Source organism: Pararhodobacter sp., from assembly GCF_036802785.1.
In the GTDB taxonomy this organism is placed as follows: Bacteria; Pseudomonadota; Alphaproteobacteria; order Rhodobacterales; family Rhodobacteraceae; genus Pararhodobacter.
This window is the reverse complement of record NZ_DAIRVN010000025.1, coordinates 34118-52130: the sequence shown is the minus strand read 5'-3', so window position 1 is coordinate 52130 and position 18013 is coordinate 34118. Positions and strand designations below refer to the sequence as shown.

13 protein-coding genes are annotated in these 18013 nt (G+C 64.3%); 10 read left to right on the top strand and 3 right to left on the bottom strand.

Features of this window, described 5'->3' with window-relative positions; translation table 11 throughout:
• Positions 1–185 precede the first annotated feature (185 nt).
• Positions 186–2687 (top strand): GcvT family protein, encoded by a 2502-nt coding sequence (locus tag V7Q53_RS10725; protein ID WP_333828539.1) that lies wholly within the window; start codon positions 186–188, stop codon positions 2685–2687.
• 200 nt (positions 2688–2887) lie between these two features.
• Here V7Q53_RS10725 and V7Q53_RS10720 read toward each other — a convergent pair whose 3' ends face one another.
• Positions 2888–4825: a bifunctional 2',3'-cyclic-nucleotide 2'-phosphodiesterase/3'-nucleotidase gene (locus tag V7Q53_RS10720; RefSeq protein WP_333828538.1), complete on the bottom strand. Its 1938-nt coding sequence runs from the start codon at positions 4823–4825 to the stop codon at positions 2888–2890.
• A gap of 244 nt (positions 4826–5069) precedes the next feature.
• Here V7Q53_RS10720 and nudC point away from each other — a divergent pair, with 244 nt between their 5' ends.
• Both nudC and V7Q53_RS10710 read left to right on the top strand, forming a co-directional pair.
• Positions 5070–6041 (top strand): NAD(+) diphosphatase, encoded by a 972-nt coding sequence (gene nudC / locus V7Q53_RS10715; RefSeq protein WP_333828537.1) that lies wholly within the window; start codon positions 5070–5072, stop codon positions 6039–6041.
• A 43-nt stretch (positions 6042–6084) separates the two neighbouring features.
• Positions 6085–6519: an SRPBCC family protein gene (locus V7Q53_RS10710; RefSeq protein ID WP_333828536.1), complete on the top strand. Its 435-nt coding sequence runs from the start codon at positions 6085–6087 to the stop codon at positions 6517–6519.
• A 61-nt stretch (positions 6520–6580) separates the two neighbouring features.
• Here the strand turns inward: V7Q53_RS10710 and V7Q53_RS10705 are convergent, their stop codons facing one another.
• Positions 6581–7414 carry a prephenate dehydratase gene (locus V7Q53_RS10705; RefSeq protein WP_333828535.1) on the bottom strand — a complete coding sequence of 278 codons (834 nt, stop codon included), beginning with the start codon at positions 7412–7414 and terminating at the stop codon, positions 6581–6583.
• Between the two features lie 125 nt (positions 7415–7539).
• On the opposite strand from V7Q53_RS10705, the gene V7Q53_RS10700 reads away from it, so the two are divergent.
• From V7Q53_RS10700 to V7Q53_RS10675, 6 genes are all read left to right on the top strand, one after another.
• The gene (locus V7Q53_RS10700; protein WP_333828534.1) at positions 7540–8052 is read left to right on the top strand and encodes a c-type cytochrome; all 513 of its coding nucleotides are present in this window, start codon (positions 7540–7542) and stop codon (positions 8050–8052) included.
• Between the two features lie 392 nt (positions 8053–8444).
• Positions 8445–10406: an extracellular solute-binding protein gene (locus tag V7Q53_RS10695; protein WP_333828533.1), complete on the top strand. Its 1962-nt coding sequence runs from the start codon at positions 8445–8447 to the stop codon at positions 10404–10406.
• 6 nt (positions 10407–10412) lie between these two features.
• Positions 10413–11504 carry a microcin C ABC transporter permease YejB gene (locus V7Q53_RS10690; RefSeq protein ID WP_333828532.1) on the top strand — a complete coding sequence of 364 codons (1092 nt, stop codon included), beginning with the start codon at positions 10413–10415 and terminating at the stop codon, positions 11502–11504.
• Positions 11505–11565: 61 nt separating this feature from the next.
• On the top strand, positions 11566–12675 hold the full coding sequence (locus V7Q53_RS10685; RefSeq protein ID WP_333828540.1) for an ABC transporter permease: 1110 nt from the start codon (positions 11566–11568) through the stop codon (positions 12673–12675).
• Complete coding sequence (locus V7Q53_RS10680; protein ID WP_333828531.1) at positions 12672–14303, top strand: ABC transporter ATP-binding protein; 1632 nt, start codon at positions 12672–12674, stop codon at positions 14301–14303. The genes V7Q53_RS10685 and V7Q53_RS10680 overlap by 4 nt, the downstream gene beginning before the upstream one ends.
• The gene (locus V7Q53_RS10675; protein WP_333828530.1) at positions 14300–15520 is read left to right on the top strand and encodes a glycosyltransferase; all 1221 of its coding nucleotides are present in this window, start codon (positions 14300–14302) and stop codon (positions 15518–15520) included. The genes V7Q53_RS10680 and V7Q53_RS10675 overlap by 4 nt, the downstream gene beginning before the upstream one ends.
• A 223-nt stretch (positions 15521–15743) precedes the next feature.
• Here the strand turns inward: V7Q53_RS10675 and hemN are convergent, their stop codons facing one another.
• Positions 15744–17099, bottom strand: coding sequence for an oxygen-independent coproporphyrinogen III oxidase (hemN, locus tag V7Q53_RS10670; protein WP_333828529.1), 1356 nt, complete (start codon positions 17097–17099; stop codon positions 15744–15746).
• Between the two features lie 51 nt (positions 17100–17150).
• On the opposite strand from hemN, the gene fnrL reads away from it, so the two are divergent.
• Positions 17151–17906: a transcriptional regulator FnrL gene (fnrL, locus tag V7Q53_RS10665; protein WP_333828528.1), complete on the top strand. Its 756-nt coding sequence runs from the start codon at positions 17151–17153 to the stop codon at positions 17904–17906.
• Positions 17907–18013 lie beyond the last annotated feature (107 nt).

Below are 18013 nucleotides of genomic sequence, written 5' to 3'. Positions count from 1 at the left end.
CCCTCTTGGCCTGCGGCCAATTCACCCCCCAGCGTATTTCCGGCAAGATGAAGGGCGCGCGCGCCCCTCTTCCGGCCGGGTGCAGGGCCTGCGTCGTTTTCGCGCGCTGATCGGTCGGAGCCACGGCACCGCCGGTGCCGCTTTGCTGCGATCTAGGCCTTTGAACCCTGCAGCCGGAGGCCCAGATGAAAACCCATGTTCGCGCCCTTGTCGTTGGCGGTGGCGCCGTTGGCACCTCGATCGCCTATCATCTGGCAAAGGCGAGCTGGGACGTGATGCTGCTGGAGCGCGACGAGCTGACCTCGGGCAGCACCTGGCATGCGGCGGGGCTGCTGCCGCTGTTCAACATGAGCTACGCCACGACGCATATTCATGATTATTCGGTCCGGTTCTACAAGACGCTGGAGGCGGAGACGGGCCTGAACCCCGGCTTCTCGGTCGTCGGCAACTTGCGGATGGCCCAGACTGACGCGCGGATGGATGAATACAGGCTCTATTCCACCAATGCCGAATGCGTGGGGATCGAGCATGAATTCCTGACGCCTGCAGAGATCAGCGCGCGCTGGCCGCTGGTACGCACCGATGATCTGAAGGGCGCGCTGTTTCACCCCACGGATGGTTATATCAACCCGGCCGATGTGACGCAGGCGATGGCCAAGGGCGCGCGTCAGCGCGGCGTTGAGATTGTGCGGCGTTGTCAGGTTGACGGCTATCGGTGGACGGGGTCGGAATGGGTGGTTTCCTGCACGAGGATGGTGGAGCGCGGCGGTAATCTGGTGCCCTCGGATGAGCGGTTTGAGATCACGGCCGAGCATGTGGTCACGGCTACGGGGAACCATGCGCAACGCACCGCGCGGCTGCTGGGCGTCAAGATCCCGGCCATTCCGGTGGAGCATCAGTATATCGTGACCGAGCCTGACCCGGCGCTGCAGGCATGGCGCAAGGCCGGTCACGCTGAGCATCCGGTGCTGCGCGATGCCGATGCCAAATGGTATGTCCGCGAAGAGCGGGGCGGCTGGATTCTGGGCCCCTATGAGCGGGGCGCGCCCGCGCGGTTCCTCTATGACGTGCCCGAAAGCTTCCGCGCCGATCTGTTCCCGCTAGACCTGGAGCGGATCGAGCAGGAATATATGTCGATGCTCCATCGTCTGCCCAGCTCGGAAAATGTGGGGCTGAAGGATGATTTCAACGGCCCCATCTGCTACACCCCCGATGGCAACCCGCTGGTCGGCCCCGTGCCGGGGCTGCGCAACATGTGGCTGGCCGAGGGCTTCAGCTTCGGCATCACGGCGGCTGGTGGAACCGGGTATTATCTGGCGCAGATGATGGTCGCGGGCGAGGCCGAGATCGACATGGCAGCCCTTGACCCGCGCCGCTACGGCAGCTGGATGACGACCGAATACGCTGCGCGCAAGAACGAGGAATGCTATGAGCATGTCTTCATCCTGCACCATCCGGATGAAGAGCGCGAAGCCTGCCGCCCGCTGCGCACCGCCCCCGCCTATGACCGCCAGAAGGCGCTGGGCGCGCAGTTCGGCCAGGTGAATGGTTGGGAGCGGCCCAACTATTTCGGCCCGCCGGATGCGCCCGCTGGGTTCGACCATGACGCGCGCAGTTTCCGGCGCGGGGGCTGGTGGCCCTATGCGGTGGAGGAGGCGCGGGCGATCCGTGAGGGGGTTGGGCTGATCGATGCCTCGGCCTTCACCAAGCATCTGGTGCGCGGCCCCGGGGCGACGTCCTTTCTGGACGGGTTCACCTGCAACAAGCTGCCGAAAGTAGGGCGTATCAACCTGACCTATGCGCTGACTGATGCTGGCACGGTGCGCACCGAATATACCATCATGCGGCTGGGCGAGGATGCGTATTATCTGGTCTCCGCCGGGGCCTGGACGGAATATGACGGTGATTTCCTGCGCAAGGCGGCGGAGGATTTCATGGCCCGTTCCGGGGCCTGGGTGGATATTCACGATGTCACCACGCAATGGGGCGTCTTCGCCGTGGCCGGGCCGAAAACGCGCGAATTGCTGGCGCCGCTGGTGCGCGATGCGGTGCCGGAAACGGTGCTGTCGAACAAAAGGTTTCCGTGGCTGAGCATGCGCGGGATCGAGCTGAAGATGTGCTCGGTGCGGGCGGTGCGCGTGGCCTATACCGGGGAGCTGGGCTGGGAGCTGCATCATCCGATCGAGATGCAGAACTACCTGTTCGACCAGCTGATGGCGGCGGGTGAGGGAGTCGGCCTGAAGCTGGTGGGCGCGCGGGCTCAAAACTGGCTGAGGCAGGAAAAGTCCTATCGTGCGTTCGGGACCGAGCTGGGAAGAGACGCCACACCACTGGAGGCGGACCTTCCGCGCTTTGTGGATATGTCGAAAAACTTCCATGGCAAGGAGGCGATGGCGGCCACCGGGATCCGCGCGAAATGCGTGACCCTGCTGATCGACGGCCCAGCGGATGCCGACCCCTGGGGCAAAGAGGCGCTCTATCACGGGGATGAAAAGGTGGGGCGGCTGACCTCGGGCGGGTATTCGGTGGCTTTCGGCAAGCAGATCGGCATGGGCTATGTGACGCCGGATCGCGCGGTGCCGGGGACGCGGCTCAAGTTGCGGATGCAGCGCCAGCTCTGGGATGCAGAGGTGGTCGAGGACAGCCCCTATGACCCGGCCAACGCGCGCATCCGTATCGACGGCTAGAACTGCGGGTGGTGGCTGCCCCCGGGACGCCGCTCATCCCCCGTGACATTTCTGCACAGTTGAAGCAGGGGCGCTCCGCCCCCCTTCATCTTGCCGGAAATACGCGGGGGTGAATGGGCCGCAGGCCCAGAGGGGGCAAAGCCCCCTGACCTTTTCATATATGGCGCGTGCGCGCCCTTTTGCCGCCGCGCGGGGTGCTGTCAGGGGGTGCCACTCAGGTCGACACGGAGGCGGAGGAAGCCTGCGCGGGTCAGGCCGCGTTCCTGGGGCGCGAAGGCTGCGATTTCACTCAGACAGGCGCGGGCGGCGGGGCTGGTTTCAAAGAGCGCGGCGGTGGCGGGCAGGGGCGTGAAGCCAAGGCTGCCGCGCGGCCTGATCCCGACCGTGCCCTGCCGCGCGACATGCTGGCGAAGGATGTCGCGGACAAGGTTCTCGCCGCCAAGCACGAGCTTGCGCCGGACCGCCCCGGCGAAACAGCCCGCACCGCTGGCGCGGTAGCTGTTGGTGCACAGGATGAATTCGGCCATCGGGTCAAGCGGCTGGCCCCGGAACAGCGCCTGCGCCACGCGGTGCGCATGCCAGTCGATCAGCGCGCCTTGCGGGTCATAGCGGGCGGGCTGCGACAGGTCATAGGTGACATCAAGCGCGTCGATCACCTCGAAATTGTAGCCCGGAACATCGGGGTTGCGCAGCAGGGTGTCGCTGGTGCCGGGCCGGATGCGGTTGAAGGTTGCCGCACTGCGCTCAAGCCATTCCAGCACCTCGGCCCCCGTGACCCGCAGCGCGGCGATGGCATTGGGGAAGGTATACAGATCCGCGATATGGCGGAGGGCAAGCGCGCCCGCAGGCACATCGGTATAGCCACTGGCACCACTGCGTCCGCCTGACTTGAAGGGGGCCGCAGCCGACAGGACGGGCAGCGCGCGCAGTTCCGGGTCCGTCAGCCGCTCGGTGACGAAGGCGCGCTGCGCCTCGGACACCAGCGTCAGGGCCGCGCAGGTACCCAGATGCGCGAAGAAGCTGTGCAGCGGTTGCGGGGTATGGCCCACCGGGCGCCGGATGGCGGCGAGTGTCGCCTGATGCCCCTCGTTGACGGCGCTTGCGACCCGTTCGGGCAGGCTGGCGCCGGTTCCCGGCGGGTGTGCCGGTTCCGCCTTCCCCGGCGCTGCCCCTGCAGGCAGCGCCCGGGTTTCCGAGCGGCTGCCCAGAACCTGCCACTCCCCGCCCTCGCGGGTCATCACAAGGTCGATCAGCCCGATATGTGCCCCCCAGCAGCCACCCATCACCACCGGCTTTCCGGCGATTGTTCCGGTCTGGATTTCGACATCGGGCACAGACGAGAAGACGGGCGAGGGGAACAGCAGGTGGCTGTGCCCGCTCATCAGCGCGTCAATCCCCTCAAGGCGCGCCAGCGGCAGCACCGCGTTTTCCATCCCCTCGCTATGCCGCACGGGGCCAATGCCGGTATGGGCAAGCGCCACGATCACTTCCGCCCCCGCCGCGCGCATCTCGGGCAGCCAGCGGCGCGCGGCAGCCAGGATATCCTGCGCCCAAAGCCGACCGTCGAGCATGTGGCGGTCCCAGTCCACGACCTGCGGCGGCGCGAAGCCGATCACCCCCACCCGGCAGGGATGGAGCCTGCCGCAGCCGTCCACCAGCACCCGGTCCAGCAGCACATAGGGCCGCACCAGCGGCTTGCCGCCCCGGCCTTCCGGTCCGCTCAGAAGATTGGCCGAAACCGCCGGGCAGGCCGCACCCGCCAGCGTTTTCATAAGAAAATCAAGTCCGTAGTTGAACTCATGGTTGCCCAGCGTCAAGGCGTCATAGCCAAGCACATTCATTGCCGCCATGACCGGATGCAGATCGCCTTCCCGCAGCCCGCGTTCAAAGGCCATGAAATCGCCCATGGGCGTACCCTGCAGGAAATCGCCGTTGTCGAACAGCAGTGCATTGGGTGCTTCTGCGCGGGCCTGCTCAATCAGCCGGGCGGCGCTTGTCAGGCCGAAACCCGGCATGGGGCGGTCCGCGTAGTAATCATAGGGCAGCAGATGCAGGTGCAGATCGGTGGTTTCGATCAGCCGCAGGTGAACGGTCCAGTCTCCGGTCAGTTGCGCGCCGGGGAACGCGGGGTTGAACAAGGCGTCGCCTCGAACGATCACAGCAATCTACACCTACAGTACGCCACACGGCATTCATCAGTAGCGGGGCCGAAACATCAAAGGCAAGCGGGAACGGGCATGGTCGGGATCATCAGAGGTTGTTTGTTTCCAGTTACGCAATGGTGCACATCCTCCGGTTGAAAACAAGCGCTGATGGCGGCGCGGTGCGGGCCGGGACTGGCGCTGTGCCCGCGATCCGTGGCATATACTGCGCGATCAGCGAATGAGGGCGGGTGTGAGTGACGGGGTGGTCTTTTCGGGTGGCTGGGATGACCGGGCAGCCGCACTGCGTTCTGATGAGGCCGCTCTGGCGGTGCTGGCGGTGCGCGATGATACGCGGGTTCTGCCGGTCTGGCGCGGCAAGCCGCTGATCGCGGGTGAAGCGCGCGACCGGCTGGGCTGGCTGGGCGCAGACAGCGCGGTTCTTGCCCATGCGCGCCACAAGCGATTGTTTCTGGGCTTTCACACGGGGCGCCCGCATTTTGCGGCCGATGTCTCAGGCTGGGAGCCGGACGGGCTGGACCGCGCCGCGTTGGCGATGTTCTTTGATCCGACAGAGCATCATCACCCCGACCTGCCCGGCGACCATCGCTTTGCCGAGCTTCGCGGCGCGATGTCCCTGCTCTCGCCTGCTGATGCGGCCATGGCGGCCACGGCGCGCGCCTTGTTCAACTGGCACCGGACGCACCGGTTCTGCTCCAGTTGCGGGGCGCGCAGCGACTGGGTGATGGCAGGCTGGCAGCGCCAGTGCCCCGCCTGCAACGCACAGCATTTTCCGCGCACCGATCCGGTGGTGATCATGCTGGTCGTGCGCGGCAACCGGATGCTTCTGGGCCGCTCACCGGGCTGGCCCGAGGGGATGTATTCCGCGCTCGCCGGTTTCGTGGAGCCGGGCGAATCGCTTGAGGCAGCGGTGCGCCGCGAGGTTTTCGAAGAGACCGCGATCCGGACCGGCGCAGTGCGCTATCTCGCCTCGCAGCCCTGGCCCTGGCCCAATTCACTGATGCTGGGTTTCGTGGCCGAGGCGCTGTCAGATGCCATAACCCTGGATCATGAGCTGGAAGACGCACGCTGGATGACGCGTGAGGAGCTGGTCGATGTGCTGGCCGGGCTGCATCCCGAGGTGCGCAGGCCACGCGCCGGGGCGATTGCGCATTTCCTTATTTCCGGCTGGCTGGCCGGGCATATCAATTGACGCCGGGCGACTGCCCGGCACGGCAGGGTGAAAGGATGATTGCATGAAAATTGCCGCCACAAAGGATTTCAAACGGCCACGGGGCAAAGTGTTCGGCACCTTCGCCGATCCGGCGCGGATGGATGCCGTGCTGGGAAGCTTTGGCAAGAACCTGCGCCGCGAAGGGTCCGGCGGGGTGGGCACTGTCTGGCATCTGGACGTGGTCTCGGCCGGGAAAGAGCGCCCGGTGGCCATCACGCTGGCCGGAATGGAAGCGCCCGGGGTGATCAACCTGCGCGTCACCTCCGAGATGGTGGATGCCGATGTGGCCTTCGTCTTTACCGACCTGCCGGAGCGGGGCTGTCAGGTGGCAGCAGAGCTTGATCTGGCCCCCCATACGCTTGCCGCGCGCGTGGGCATCCAGACCCTGCGACTGGCCAAAGGCAAGGTCGAGCAGAAGATCCAGCGCACGCTGACCATGCTGGGCAGGCCTGACTGACGCAACGCTGCCCTTTTCCCCGCACTCGTTCTGGTGCCCGCGTCTTTGCCCGCCCGCCCGCTCAGCGGCGGGCGGCATCGGCCGGATAGGTGCCCAGAATCTTCAGCATCGTGGTGAAATAGCGCAGCTCGTCCAGCGCAAGGCGCACATTGGGGTCTTCGGGGTGGCCCTCGATATCGGCATAGAACTGGGTCGCGGTGAATGAGCCGCCGACCATGTAGCTTTCCAGCTTGGTCATGTTTACGCCATTGGTGGCAAAGCCGCCCATCGCCTTGTACAGCGCCGCCGGGATGTTGCGCACCTGAAAGACGAAGGTGGTGATCATGCCATGATCGCCCCGGTGCGTGAAATCGGGCTCAAGTCCCATCACCAGAAAGCGCGTGGTGTTGTTGCCCTGATCCTCGATATGGCGGGCCAGCACATCCAGCCCATAGATTTCGCCTGCCAGATCGCCCGCCAGCGCCGCCAGTTTCCTGTCGCCCAGCTCGGCCACATGCCGCGCGGAACCGGCGGTATCGGCCCCGGTCACGCGCTGGATACCGTGCAGCTTGAGGAACTCGCGGCACTGGCCCAGCAGCACCGGGTGGCTCATCGCCGAGGTGATCTCGCCCAGCCGCGCACCGGGAACGCCCAGCAGGTTGATATGCACCCGCACAAAGGCTTCATCGACGATATGCAGGCCCGATTGCGGCAGCAGGTTGTGGTTGTCGGGCACCCGGCCAAAGGTTGTGTTTTCCACCGGCAGCATCGCCAGCGCGGCCTCGCCCTCATGGACGGCGGCGATCACATCCTCGAAGGTGCGGCAGGGCAGCGCCTCCATCTCCGGGCGGGCATTGACGCAGGCCTGGTGCGAATAGGCGCCCGGCTCTCCCTGAAAGGCGATGCGTTGGGTCATGTTTTCCTCGTCTGCCGTGCCGAATTGCGGGGTTGGTCATTTCGTCGCGCTAAGTATCGCTTGAAATCGCCAAGGGGAAGCGGGTAGATAGCCCCGGAACCGCAAAGGCATGAACGGGACGCGACATGTTCGACACGATGGTACTCACCAAAGCAGTAGCGGGGCTTTGCACGGCTCTGCTTTTTCTCCTGGTCGGTAAGTGGGTCGCCGACGAAGTCTATATGCCCTATGGCGCTGCGCCTGAGGCCTATGTGATCGATCTGGGTGAAGATGCTGCTGCCGAGGACGAAGGCCCCGTCGAAGAAATCGACGTGATGGCGCTCTATGCCGAGGCGGATGCATCCGCTGGTGAAGGCCTGTGGCGCAACTGCCGCGCCTGCCACTCGCTGGAAGAAGGCCGCAACGGTACCGGCCCTTACCTCTATGGCGTGGTCGGTCGTGAGATCGACGTGGTTGCGGGGTTCAACTATTCCGGCGCGCTTGAGCAACTGGGCGAAATCTGGACGGTTGAGACACTGAACCACTTCCTCGAAAATCCGCGCGCCGCAGCGCCGGGCACAACCATGGGCTATGCCGGCATGCGCAGCCTTCAGGACCGCCTGAACCTGATTGCCTATCTGGAAACCCAGGGCGGCTGAGGCTGCACTGCCTGATCAATGCGAAAGGCCGCCGCGCAAGCTGCGGCCTTTTTTGATGCCCGGCCCTCCGATGGCGCCTCCGGTCCTTCGCCTTTGCCAGACAGGTATGCCGGGCGCGGCGCTTTGCTTTTCACCTGTTTCCAAATATCCCGGGGGAGTCCGCTCTGCGGCAGCAGAGCGGGCGGGGGCAGCGCCCCCTGCGCCGCGCAGCGGCAAGACAAACAGGTGTCTGCGCAAGCAGTCAATCAGGTCACCGGGCGGCTCATCAACCCGGCCCGGGGCCGTTTTTACCCCTTCTCACGCAATCGCCACTTGAACCCCGGGGCTGGCTGCCTTTAGCTGTCGTGACGCTCTGTGACACGTCAGACAAGCCCCTGCCTCAGGAGAACCGCATGAACCATCCGACCGCTGCCCGTGCCCTTGCTCTCAGCCCCGCCCCTGGCCGGATGCGCGTCTGGGCCGCCGGTGCGGTGCTGGCGCTTGCCGCCATGACGCTGGGGCAGCAGGCTGTCGGGCAGGAGGCGGGCGATGGCGCGGATGCCGGTGAGACGATCGTTGCGCATGGCTACTCGTTCTACGGTGACCTCAGCTATCCGCCGGATTTCGAGCGTTACAATTATGTCAATCCGGATGCCCCGCGCGGCGGCGAGATTTCGATGTGGGCGCCGGGCACGTTTGATTCGATGAACCCCTACAGCCGCCGAGGCCGTGCCGGGCGTTTTTCCACCTCCATGTACGAAAGTCTGCTGGAAATGGCGGGCCCTTTTGGTGACAGCGTCCCTGCGGATGTTTACGGCGAGTATTACGGCCTTCTGGCGCATAGCATCGAATATCCGCCGTCAAAGGACTGGGTGATCTTTCACATGCGCCCCGAAGCGCGGTTTTCCGACGGCACGCCGCTTACGGCGCATGACGTGGTTTTCAGCCATAACCTGATGATGGAACAGGCCCTGCCGTCCTATTCGCAAGGCGTGTCCTACCGGGTTATCGGTGTCGAGGCGCTTGATGACCATACCGTGCGGTTTGAGTTCCGGCCGGGCATCTCGCGGCGCAGCCTGATTGATCAGGTCGGCTACCAGTCGGTGTTTTCGCAGGCCTGGTATGAGCGCACGGGCGCGCGCCTTGACGAAAGCCGGCTGGAAACCTCGCCGGGCTCCGGCCCGTATATGCTCGACAGCTACCAGATCAACCGCCGCATCACCTATCGCCGCAACCCTGATTACTGGGGCTGGCACCTGCCCAACAGCGTGGGGCGGCATAATTTCGATGTGATCCGGGTGGAGTATTTCGCCGATGATTCGGCCGCGTTCGAGGCGTTCAAGACCGGCGAATATACCTTCCGCGCCGAGGGTAATTCGCGGCAATGGGCGGTGGGCTATGATTTCCCGGCCGTCAGCCGTGGCCATGTCATCCGCGAGGAAATCCCCGATGGCACGCCCCCCACGCCCACCGGCTTCGTCTTCAACCTTGACCGTCCGCAGTTGCAGGACCGTCGTGTGCGTGAGGCGCTGTCGCTGGCCTATAACTTTGAATGGACCAACCAGCAGCTGCAATACGGGCTGATGAGCCAGCGGCAGTCCTTCAGTCAGGGCACAAGGCTTGAGGCGCAGGGCGTGCCTGAGGGCGCGGAACTGGCCCTGCTGGAAAGCCTGGGCGATCTGGTGCCGCCAGAACTGCTGAGCGAGCCGGTGGTGGTGGCGCATACCTCGTCGGCGGATCAGTTGCAGGACCGGCGCAACATGCGCCGCGCTAATGCCCTTCTGGAAGAGGCGGGCTGGGTTGTCGGTGCCGATGGTGTGCGGCGCAATGATCAGGGTCAGCCGTTGCGCATCGAAATGCCGTTTGCCAATTCATCATCCTCATCGCTTGAATCGGTGATCGAGACCTTCGTGCAGAACCTGCAGGCGATGGGCGTACAGGCGCGGGCACAAAAGATCGACCCGGCGCAATACACTGCCCGCTCGCGTGACCGCGATTATGACATCGTGTTCGACCAGTATCTGGCGTTTCTGGATACCGGCACCGGGCTGCATCAGCGCTTCGGTTCCGAGGCGGCGGATGATGTGTTCAACCCCGCCGGACTGCGCAGCCCTTTGGTGGATGAGGTGATCGAGATATCACTCAATGCTCCCACCCCTGAGGAGCGCGATGTCGCCCTGAAGGTGCTGGACCGCGTGTTGCGCTGGGAGCGGTTCATGATTCCGGTCTGGTACAACCCCGACAGCTGGGTCGCCTATTGGGACATGTACCGCCACCCGGAGGAACTGCCGCTCTTCTCTGAAGGGGTGCTGGATTTCTGGTGGTATGACGCCGAGGCCGGTGCAGCACTGCGCGCGGCTGGCGCGCTGCGGTAAGGGCCGATGACCGCCTATATCCTGCGCAGGCTTCTGCTGGTGATCCCCACGCTTCTGGGCGTGATGGTGATCAATTTCACGCTGGTCCAGTTTGTGCCCGGCGGACCCATCGAGCAGATCATTGCCCAGATGGAGGGGCAGGGCGATGTGTTCCAAAGCTTTTCCGGCGGCGGTGACGATGTCGCGCGCGGCGGCGGCGGCGGGGATGAGCGCTATATCGGCGCGCGGGGCCTGCCGCCCGAATTCATCGCCCAGCTTGAGCGCGAATTCGGCTTTGACAAGCCGCCGGTCGAGCGGTTCTTCAACATGCTGTGGAATTACATGCGATTCGATTTCGGGAGCAGCTATTTCCGCTCCATCTCGGTCCTTGATCTGGTGATCGAGAAGATGCCGGTATCGATTTCGCTGGGGCTGTGGTCAACGCTGATTGCCTATGTCATCTCCATCCCGCTGGGTATCCGCAAGGCGGTGCGCGACGGGGCGCCCTTTGATACCTGGACCTCGGGGGTGATCATCGTGGGCTATGCGATCCCGGGTTTTCTGTTTGCGATCCTGCTGCTGGTGCTGTTCGCCGGGGGCTCTTACTGGCAGGCTTTTCCGGCGCGCGGCCTGACATCGGAGGCCGAAATCTGGAACCAGCTGTCGGTCTGGGGCAAGATCGTCGATTACTTCTGGCACATCACCCTGCCGGTGATCGCCCTGACGATCTCCAGTTTCGCCACGCTGACGCTGCTGACCAAGAACAGCTTTCTGGATGAGCTGCGCAAGCAATATGTGATGACGGCGCGGGCCAAGGGGCTGATGGAGCGCAAGGTGCTTTACGGGCATGTGTTCCGCAACGCGATGCTGATCGTGATCGCGGGTTTTCCGTCGGTGTTCATCGGGGCGTTTTTTGGCGGATCGCTGATCATCGAGACGATCTTCTCGCTGGACGGGCTGGGGCGGTTGTTCTTTGAAGCGGCGGTGGCGCGGGATTATCCGGTGATCTTCGGCACGCTGTTCATCTTCACGCTGCTGGGGCTGGTTGTGGGGATCATCTCGGACCTGATGTATGTCTGGATCGACCCGCGCATCGATTTTGAAACGCGGGAGGGCTAGGAATGAAAGCATTGCACGCCCCCCTTGCGCTTTTCCTCCGGTGTGGAGGCGTGGACGCATGATCCGGCTGTCCCCGCTCAACCAGCGCCGCTGGCGCAATTTCCGCGCCAACCGCCGGGCCTTCTGGTCGCTGATCGTCTTTGCCCTGCTCTATACTCTCTCGCTCTTCGCCGAGTTCATCGCCAATGACCGGCCCATCCTGATCAACTACCGGGGTGCCTATCACTTCCCCACGTTCAACTTTTACCCCGAGACCGCCTTCGGCGGCGAGTTCCGCACCCAGGCGGTCTTTCGATCGGAGGAGGTGCAATGCCTGATCCGCACCGGCGGGGCCGAGCTGTGCCTTGACGACCCGGCGGAGGCTATGGCCGAAGCGCTGTCGCAAGGCACCGTCGAGGGTGAGCCCATCGCGCGGGGCTGGATGATCTGGCCGCCGATTCCCTACAGCTACAACACGGTCAGCAATCTTGGCGGCCCGGCCCCCTCGCCACCGGACAGCCGCCATCTGCTGGGCACCGATGACACCGCGCGCGACGTGCTGGCGCGGGTGATCTATGGTTTCCGCCTGTCGGTCACTTTCGCGCTGGTCGTTGTCGCCATCTCATCGCTGATCGGCATCGCGGCGGGTGCGATACAGGGCTTTTTCGGCGGCCTGACCGATCTGTTGTTCCAGCGCCTGATCGAATTGTGGGGCTCTGTCCCGTCGCTTTACGTCATCATCATCGTGGCCGCGATCATTCCGATGAATTTCTGGCTGCTGGTCTTTCTGATGGTGCTGTTCAGCTGGACTGCCCTTGTCGGCGTGGTGCGCGCCGAATTCCTGCGCGCGCGCAATTTCGAATATGTCCGCGCCGCGCGCGCGCTGGGGGTTTCCAACACCCGCATCATGTTCCGCCATGTGCTGCCCAACGCCATGGTGGCGACCGTCACGCTTCTGCCCTTCATCGTCACCGGCGCGATCGCCGGGCTGGCAACGCTGGATTTTCTGGGCTTCGGCCTGCCCGCCTCGGCGCCCTCGCTGGGTGAGCTGACCTTGCAGGCCAAGACCCATCTGCAGGCCACCTGGCTGGGTTTCAGCGCCTTTTTCACCTTCGCCATCATGCTCAGCCTGCTGGTGTTCATCTTTGAGGGCGTGCGCGACGCCTTTGACCCGCGAAAGACCTTTCGATGACCCTTCTGGACGTCTCCAACCTGTCTGTCAGCTTCCGGCAGGACGGCCGGGTGGTGCAGGCCGTGCGCGGGGTGTCGTTCTCGGTGGCGGCGGGGGAAACCGTGGCGCTGGTGGGCGAGTCCGGTTCAGGCAAATCGGTCACCGCCCTGTCCACGGTGGGTTTGCTGCCGGATTCGGCTGATATCGGCGGGTCGGTCACCTTTGCCGGGGCGCAGATGATCGGCGCGAAAGAGCCTGAACTGCGCCGGGTGCGGGGCAATGACATCAGCTTCATCTTTCAGGAGCCGATGACCAGCCTCAACCCGCTGCATACAGTCGAAAAGCAGGTGACCGAGGCCCTGACACTGCATCAGGGCCTGCGCGGCGCACCGGCACGCGCGCGCGCGCTGGAGCTGCTGCACAAGGTCGGTATCCGCGAGGCCGAAAGCCGCCTCAATGCCTATCCGCACCAGTTGTCAGGCGGGCAACGCCAGCGGGTGATGATTGCGATGGCGCTGGCCAATGGCCCCAAGCTGCTGGTCGCCGATGAGCCCACGACGGCGCTGGATGTCACCATTCAGGCGCAGATCCTGGAGCTGCTGGCCGGTCTCAAGCGTGAGGAAGGCATGGCGATGCTGTTCATCACCCATGATCTGGGGATCGTGCGGCGGGTGGCGGACCGGGTCTGCGTGATGCAGCACGGCGAGATTGTCGAGCAGGGGCCGACGGATGCGGTTTTCGCCAACCCCCAGCACCCCTATACGCAAAAGCTGCTGGCGGCAGAGCCGACCGGCGTGCCTGAGCCCGTGCTGACCGACGCAGCGCCGGTTCTGGAGACCGATGCCCTGCGCGTCTGGTTCCCTATCCATCGCGGCTTTCTGCGGCGCACGGTGGGGCATGTGAAGGCGGTCAACGAGGCCTCGATCCGGCTGCATGCCGGTGAGACGCTGGGGATTGTCGGTGAGTCGGGCTCTGGCAAGACCACGCTCGCGCTGGCGATCATGCGGCTCATCTCCTCCAGCGGCGAGATACGGTTCAAGGGGCGCAGTATCGCCGGGTTGCAGGCGAAACAGCTCAGGCCGCTCAGGCGCGAGATGCAGGTTGTCTTTCAGGACCCGTTTGGCAGCCTGTCGCCGCGTATGACCGTCGAAGAGATCATCGCCGAAGGCTTTGGGGTGCATGGCATTCCCACCGGCAGGAACCCGCGCGCGCTGGTGGCCGAGGTGATGGAAGAGGTGGGGCTGGACGCCGCCATGATGCACCGCTATCCGCATGAATTTTCCGGCGGGCAGCGGCAGCGCATCGCCATTGCCCGCGCCATGGTCCTGCGGCCAAGCCTGCTGGTGCTGGATGAACCCACATCGGCGCTGGACATGACGGTGCAGGTGCAGATCGTTGAGCTTTTGCGCGCGCTTCAGCACAAATACGGGCTGGCCTATCTGTTCATCAGCCATGACCTGCGGGTGGTGCGGGCGATGGCGCATCAGGTCGCGGTCATGAAAGAGGGCGATGTGGTGGAATACGGGCCGTCAAAGACCGTGTTCGATGCGCCAAAGACCGATTACACCCGCGCCCTGATGGCCGCCGCTTTCGATCTCAGGGTGATCGGCAAGACCCGGGTTGAGGAAAAGCCGGAGCAGGCCGTGTGAAAATCCTTCTCGTGCACCAGAACTTTCCCGGCCAGTTCCTGCATCTGGCACCGGCGCTGGCGGAACGCGGGCATGAGGTTGTGGCGCTGACGGATGAAGGAAACCAGCGGCCCTCGCCCATCACCACCTTCCGCTACCGCGCGCCCGAACCCCGGCCGGACCCGGCAGTGGCGCGCTTTGGCACCACCTATGCCGAGATGACCAACCGCGCCCACCGCGCTGCCCGCGCGGCGCTGGTGCTGCGCGATACGCATGGCTTTTATCCCGAGGTCATCTTTGGCCATGGCGGCTGGGGCGAGACACTGTTTCTGCCCGAGGTCTGGCCGGAAGCGCGGCTGCTGGTCTATGCCGAGCTCTATTACGCTGCGCGCGGGCTTGATGTGGGGTTTGACCCGGAGTTTGCCAGCCCTGAGCCTGAAAAGGCCTTTTCGGTCATCGCCCGGCAAGGGCATCAGGCGCTGATGATGGCACAGGCTGAGGCGGCGCTGGCGCCGACCGAGTTTCAGGCCGATACCTTCCCGCCCTGTTTCCGCGACAAGATCACCATCATCCATGACGGGATCGACACGCAGCGGCTGGCTCCGGACCCTGCGGCGGAAGTGGTGCTGCCCTCAGGCGCGGTGTTTCGCGCGGGGGACGAGCTGTTGACCTTTGTGAACCGGAACCTGGAACCTTACCGCGGGTATCACAGCTTTCTGCGCGCGCTGCCCGAGGTGTTGCGCGCCCGCCCGCAGGTGCAGGTGGTGATCGTGGGCGGCGATGATGTCAGCTATGGCGCGCGGCCCGGCGGGGAGCGGTCATGGAAGGAGATTTTTCTGGAGGAGGTGAGCGGGCGGCTGGATATGTCGCGTGTCCATTTCACTGGCCGAGTTCCTTATGCAACCTTTGTCGGCCTGATGCAGGCGACGCGGGTGCATTGCTACCTGACGGTGCCCTTCGTTCTGTCATGGTCGATGCTGGAGGCGATGAGTGCGGGGGCGCTGGTGGTGGGCTCACGCACGGCCCCGGTGGAAGAGTTGATCACTGACGGGGTGAACGGGCGGCTGGTGGATTTCTTTGATACCGCCGAAATTGCCGAGGTGCTGACCGACGCGCTGGCCCGCCCGATGGTCTATCGCCACCTGCGCGAGGCGGCGCGGGCGCATATCGTCGAGAATTACGACCTGCGCAGCATCTGCCTGCCGCGCCTGATTGATTTCGTCGAGGGGCGGATCTAGGGGCCGGAACCGGGCCGCCGTATCGTGCTGCGGAATCAGCCAGAGGCGCAGGGGCCGCTCCCGCCCGTCTTCGCATCACGGCTTCGCCGCAACACTCATCCCGTTTGGCCGGGCCGCGCGGCTGCGCCACGCGGCGAAGGGGGCTTTGCCCCCTCTGGGCCTGCGGCCCATTCACCCCCAGGATATTTCTGAACAGGTGAAAGCATGACGGCAGGGGCAGTGATCAGATGGCGCTGGAATGACCTGTTTTTGCCATGGCATAGGCATCAAAATCGGCGGCGATTACCCGGGTGAGAGGGCGGCCCTCGGGCGGGACGGTGAGGCCCTGTGCATCATGCTGAAGGAAGGCGCCGAATTTCCTGGCGACCGGGGCGAAGAGGCTGTCGAGGAATGCCGGTGTGGCGCCGAAATCGCGGATCAGCTCGGCGCTTTTCACCGAGAAATCGCACATCAATGCTTCGATGATCCGCCCGCGCAGAAGGTCATCGCCCTTGAACGCATGGCCGCGCGTGGTGGCGAACTGCCCGGCCTGCACCGCCTTCGCCCAGCCCGAGGTGGAGGGGTTCATCTGCGCATAGCCCTGCGGGAAGCGCGAGATGGAAGAGGCGCCGAGACCGATCAGCACCAGCGCGGTATCATCCGTATAGCCCTGAAAATTGCGCCGCAGCGTGCCGTTCTGCGCCGCCACCGCCAGACCGTCTTCAGGCCGCGCGAAATGGTCGATGCCGATTTCGTGGTAGCCGTCCCAGACAAAAAGCCGCCGCGCGGTTTCAAACAGCTCCAGCCGTTCTTCGGGGCGGGGCAGGCTGTCAGACGGGATCATCTGCTGGCGCCGCGCCATCCAGGGCACATGGGCGTAACCATAGAGCGCCACCCGGTCCGGTGCGAGCGAGAGCAGTTTCTGCACCGAGTCGGCGCTGCGGGCGCGGGTCTGATGGGGCAAGCCGTAGAGGATATCCGCGTTGAGGCTGTGCACACCGCGGGCGCGAATCGCTTCGACAGCGGAACGGGTGATTTCATAGCTCTGATCGCGGCCGATGGTTTTCTGGATCTCGGGGTCAAAATCCTGAACGCCGATCGAGGCGCGGTTCATCCCGGCCTCAGCCAGCGCATCCAGGCGCGGCTCATCGATCTCGTTCGGGTCGATCTCGACCGAGAATTCGGCCTTTTCGCCCAGCGGCACGGCATCGAAAATCGCCGCCGCCAGATCACGCATCTGGGCCACCGGCAGAAGGGTCGGCGTGCCGCCCCCCCAATGCAGGCGCGACAGGGTCACCCCCTCAGGAAGGGCGTTTTTCAGCAGTTTCAGCTCGGTCTTGAGGTTTTCAACGTATGCGATAACTGGTGAGTCCGTGCTCGTCCCCTGCGTGCGGCAGGCGCAGAACCAGCACAGCCTGCGGCAGAAGGGCACATGGATATAGAGCGAAATCCGGCTATTTGGTTCAATCGCGCCAAGCCAGTTGCCAAAGGCTGTCTGGCCGACCTCCGCCGAGAATTGCGGGGCGGTCGGATAGCTCGTGTAGCGGGGTACACGCGCGTCGAAGAGGCCCAGCCGGGCGAGTTGCGATTCACTGTTCATTCAGGTACGCTTAATTTGTTGACAGCCCAGAGCATTGACCTAGATCAAATCATGCAGAAAACCTCCATCGCCCCCGCCAAGACGGTCAACCTGACCTGCGGCGACTGCCCTATCCGGCACCGTGCGGTCTGCGCGCGCTGCGATGAGGATGAGATGCTTCAGCTGGAGGAGATCAAGTATTACCGCAGTTTTGAGGCGGGACAGACCGTGGTGTGGTCCGGCGACCGGATGGATTTCGTGGCCTCGGTTGTCTCGGGCATTGCCACGCTGACCCAGACGATGGAGGACGGGCGCCGCCAGATGGTGGGCCTGCTGCTGCCGTCGGATTTTGTCGGCCGCCCGGGGCGCGAAACGGCGGCCTATGACGTGACCGCCACCACCGATCTGGTCATGTGCTGCTTTCGCAAGAAACCCTTTGAAGATGTCATGATAAGCACGCCGCATGTCGGCCAGCGACTTCTGGAGATGACGCTGGACGAGCTGGACGCGGCGCGGGAATGGATGCTGCTTCTGGGGCGCAAGACGGCGCGCGAAAAGATCGCCAGCCTGATCACCATCATCGCCCGGCGGGATGTTTCGCTTCAGGCGCAGAGGAATGCGGGAAGCGTCAGCGTTGACCTGCCCCTGACGCGTGAGGCCATGTCGGAATATCTGGGCCTGACGCTGGAAACGGTCAGCCGCCAGATTTCGGCATTGCGCCGCGATGGCGTGATCGAGATTGAAAGCAAACGCCACATCATCATCCCTGATTTCGACCGGCTGGTCGAGGAAGCGGGCGATGACGCCGACGGCGGTTTTCTGATCTGAGGGCTGCTAAGCTTTCGTCAGAGCGTGTCGCGTTCATTCGCATTCACACGACGCGCTCCGACCTTTTGGCAACGCATGTTCAGGAAGCAGAAAACCGGTTCCCACTT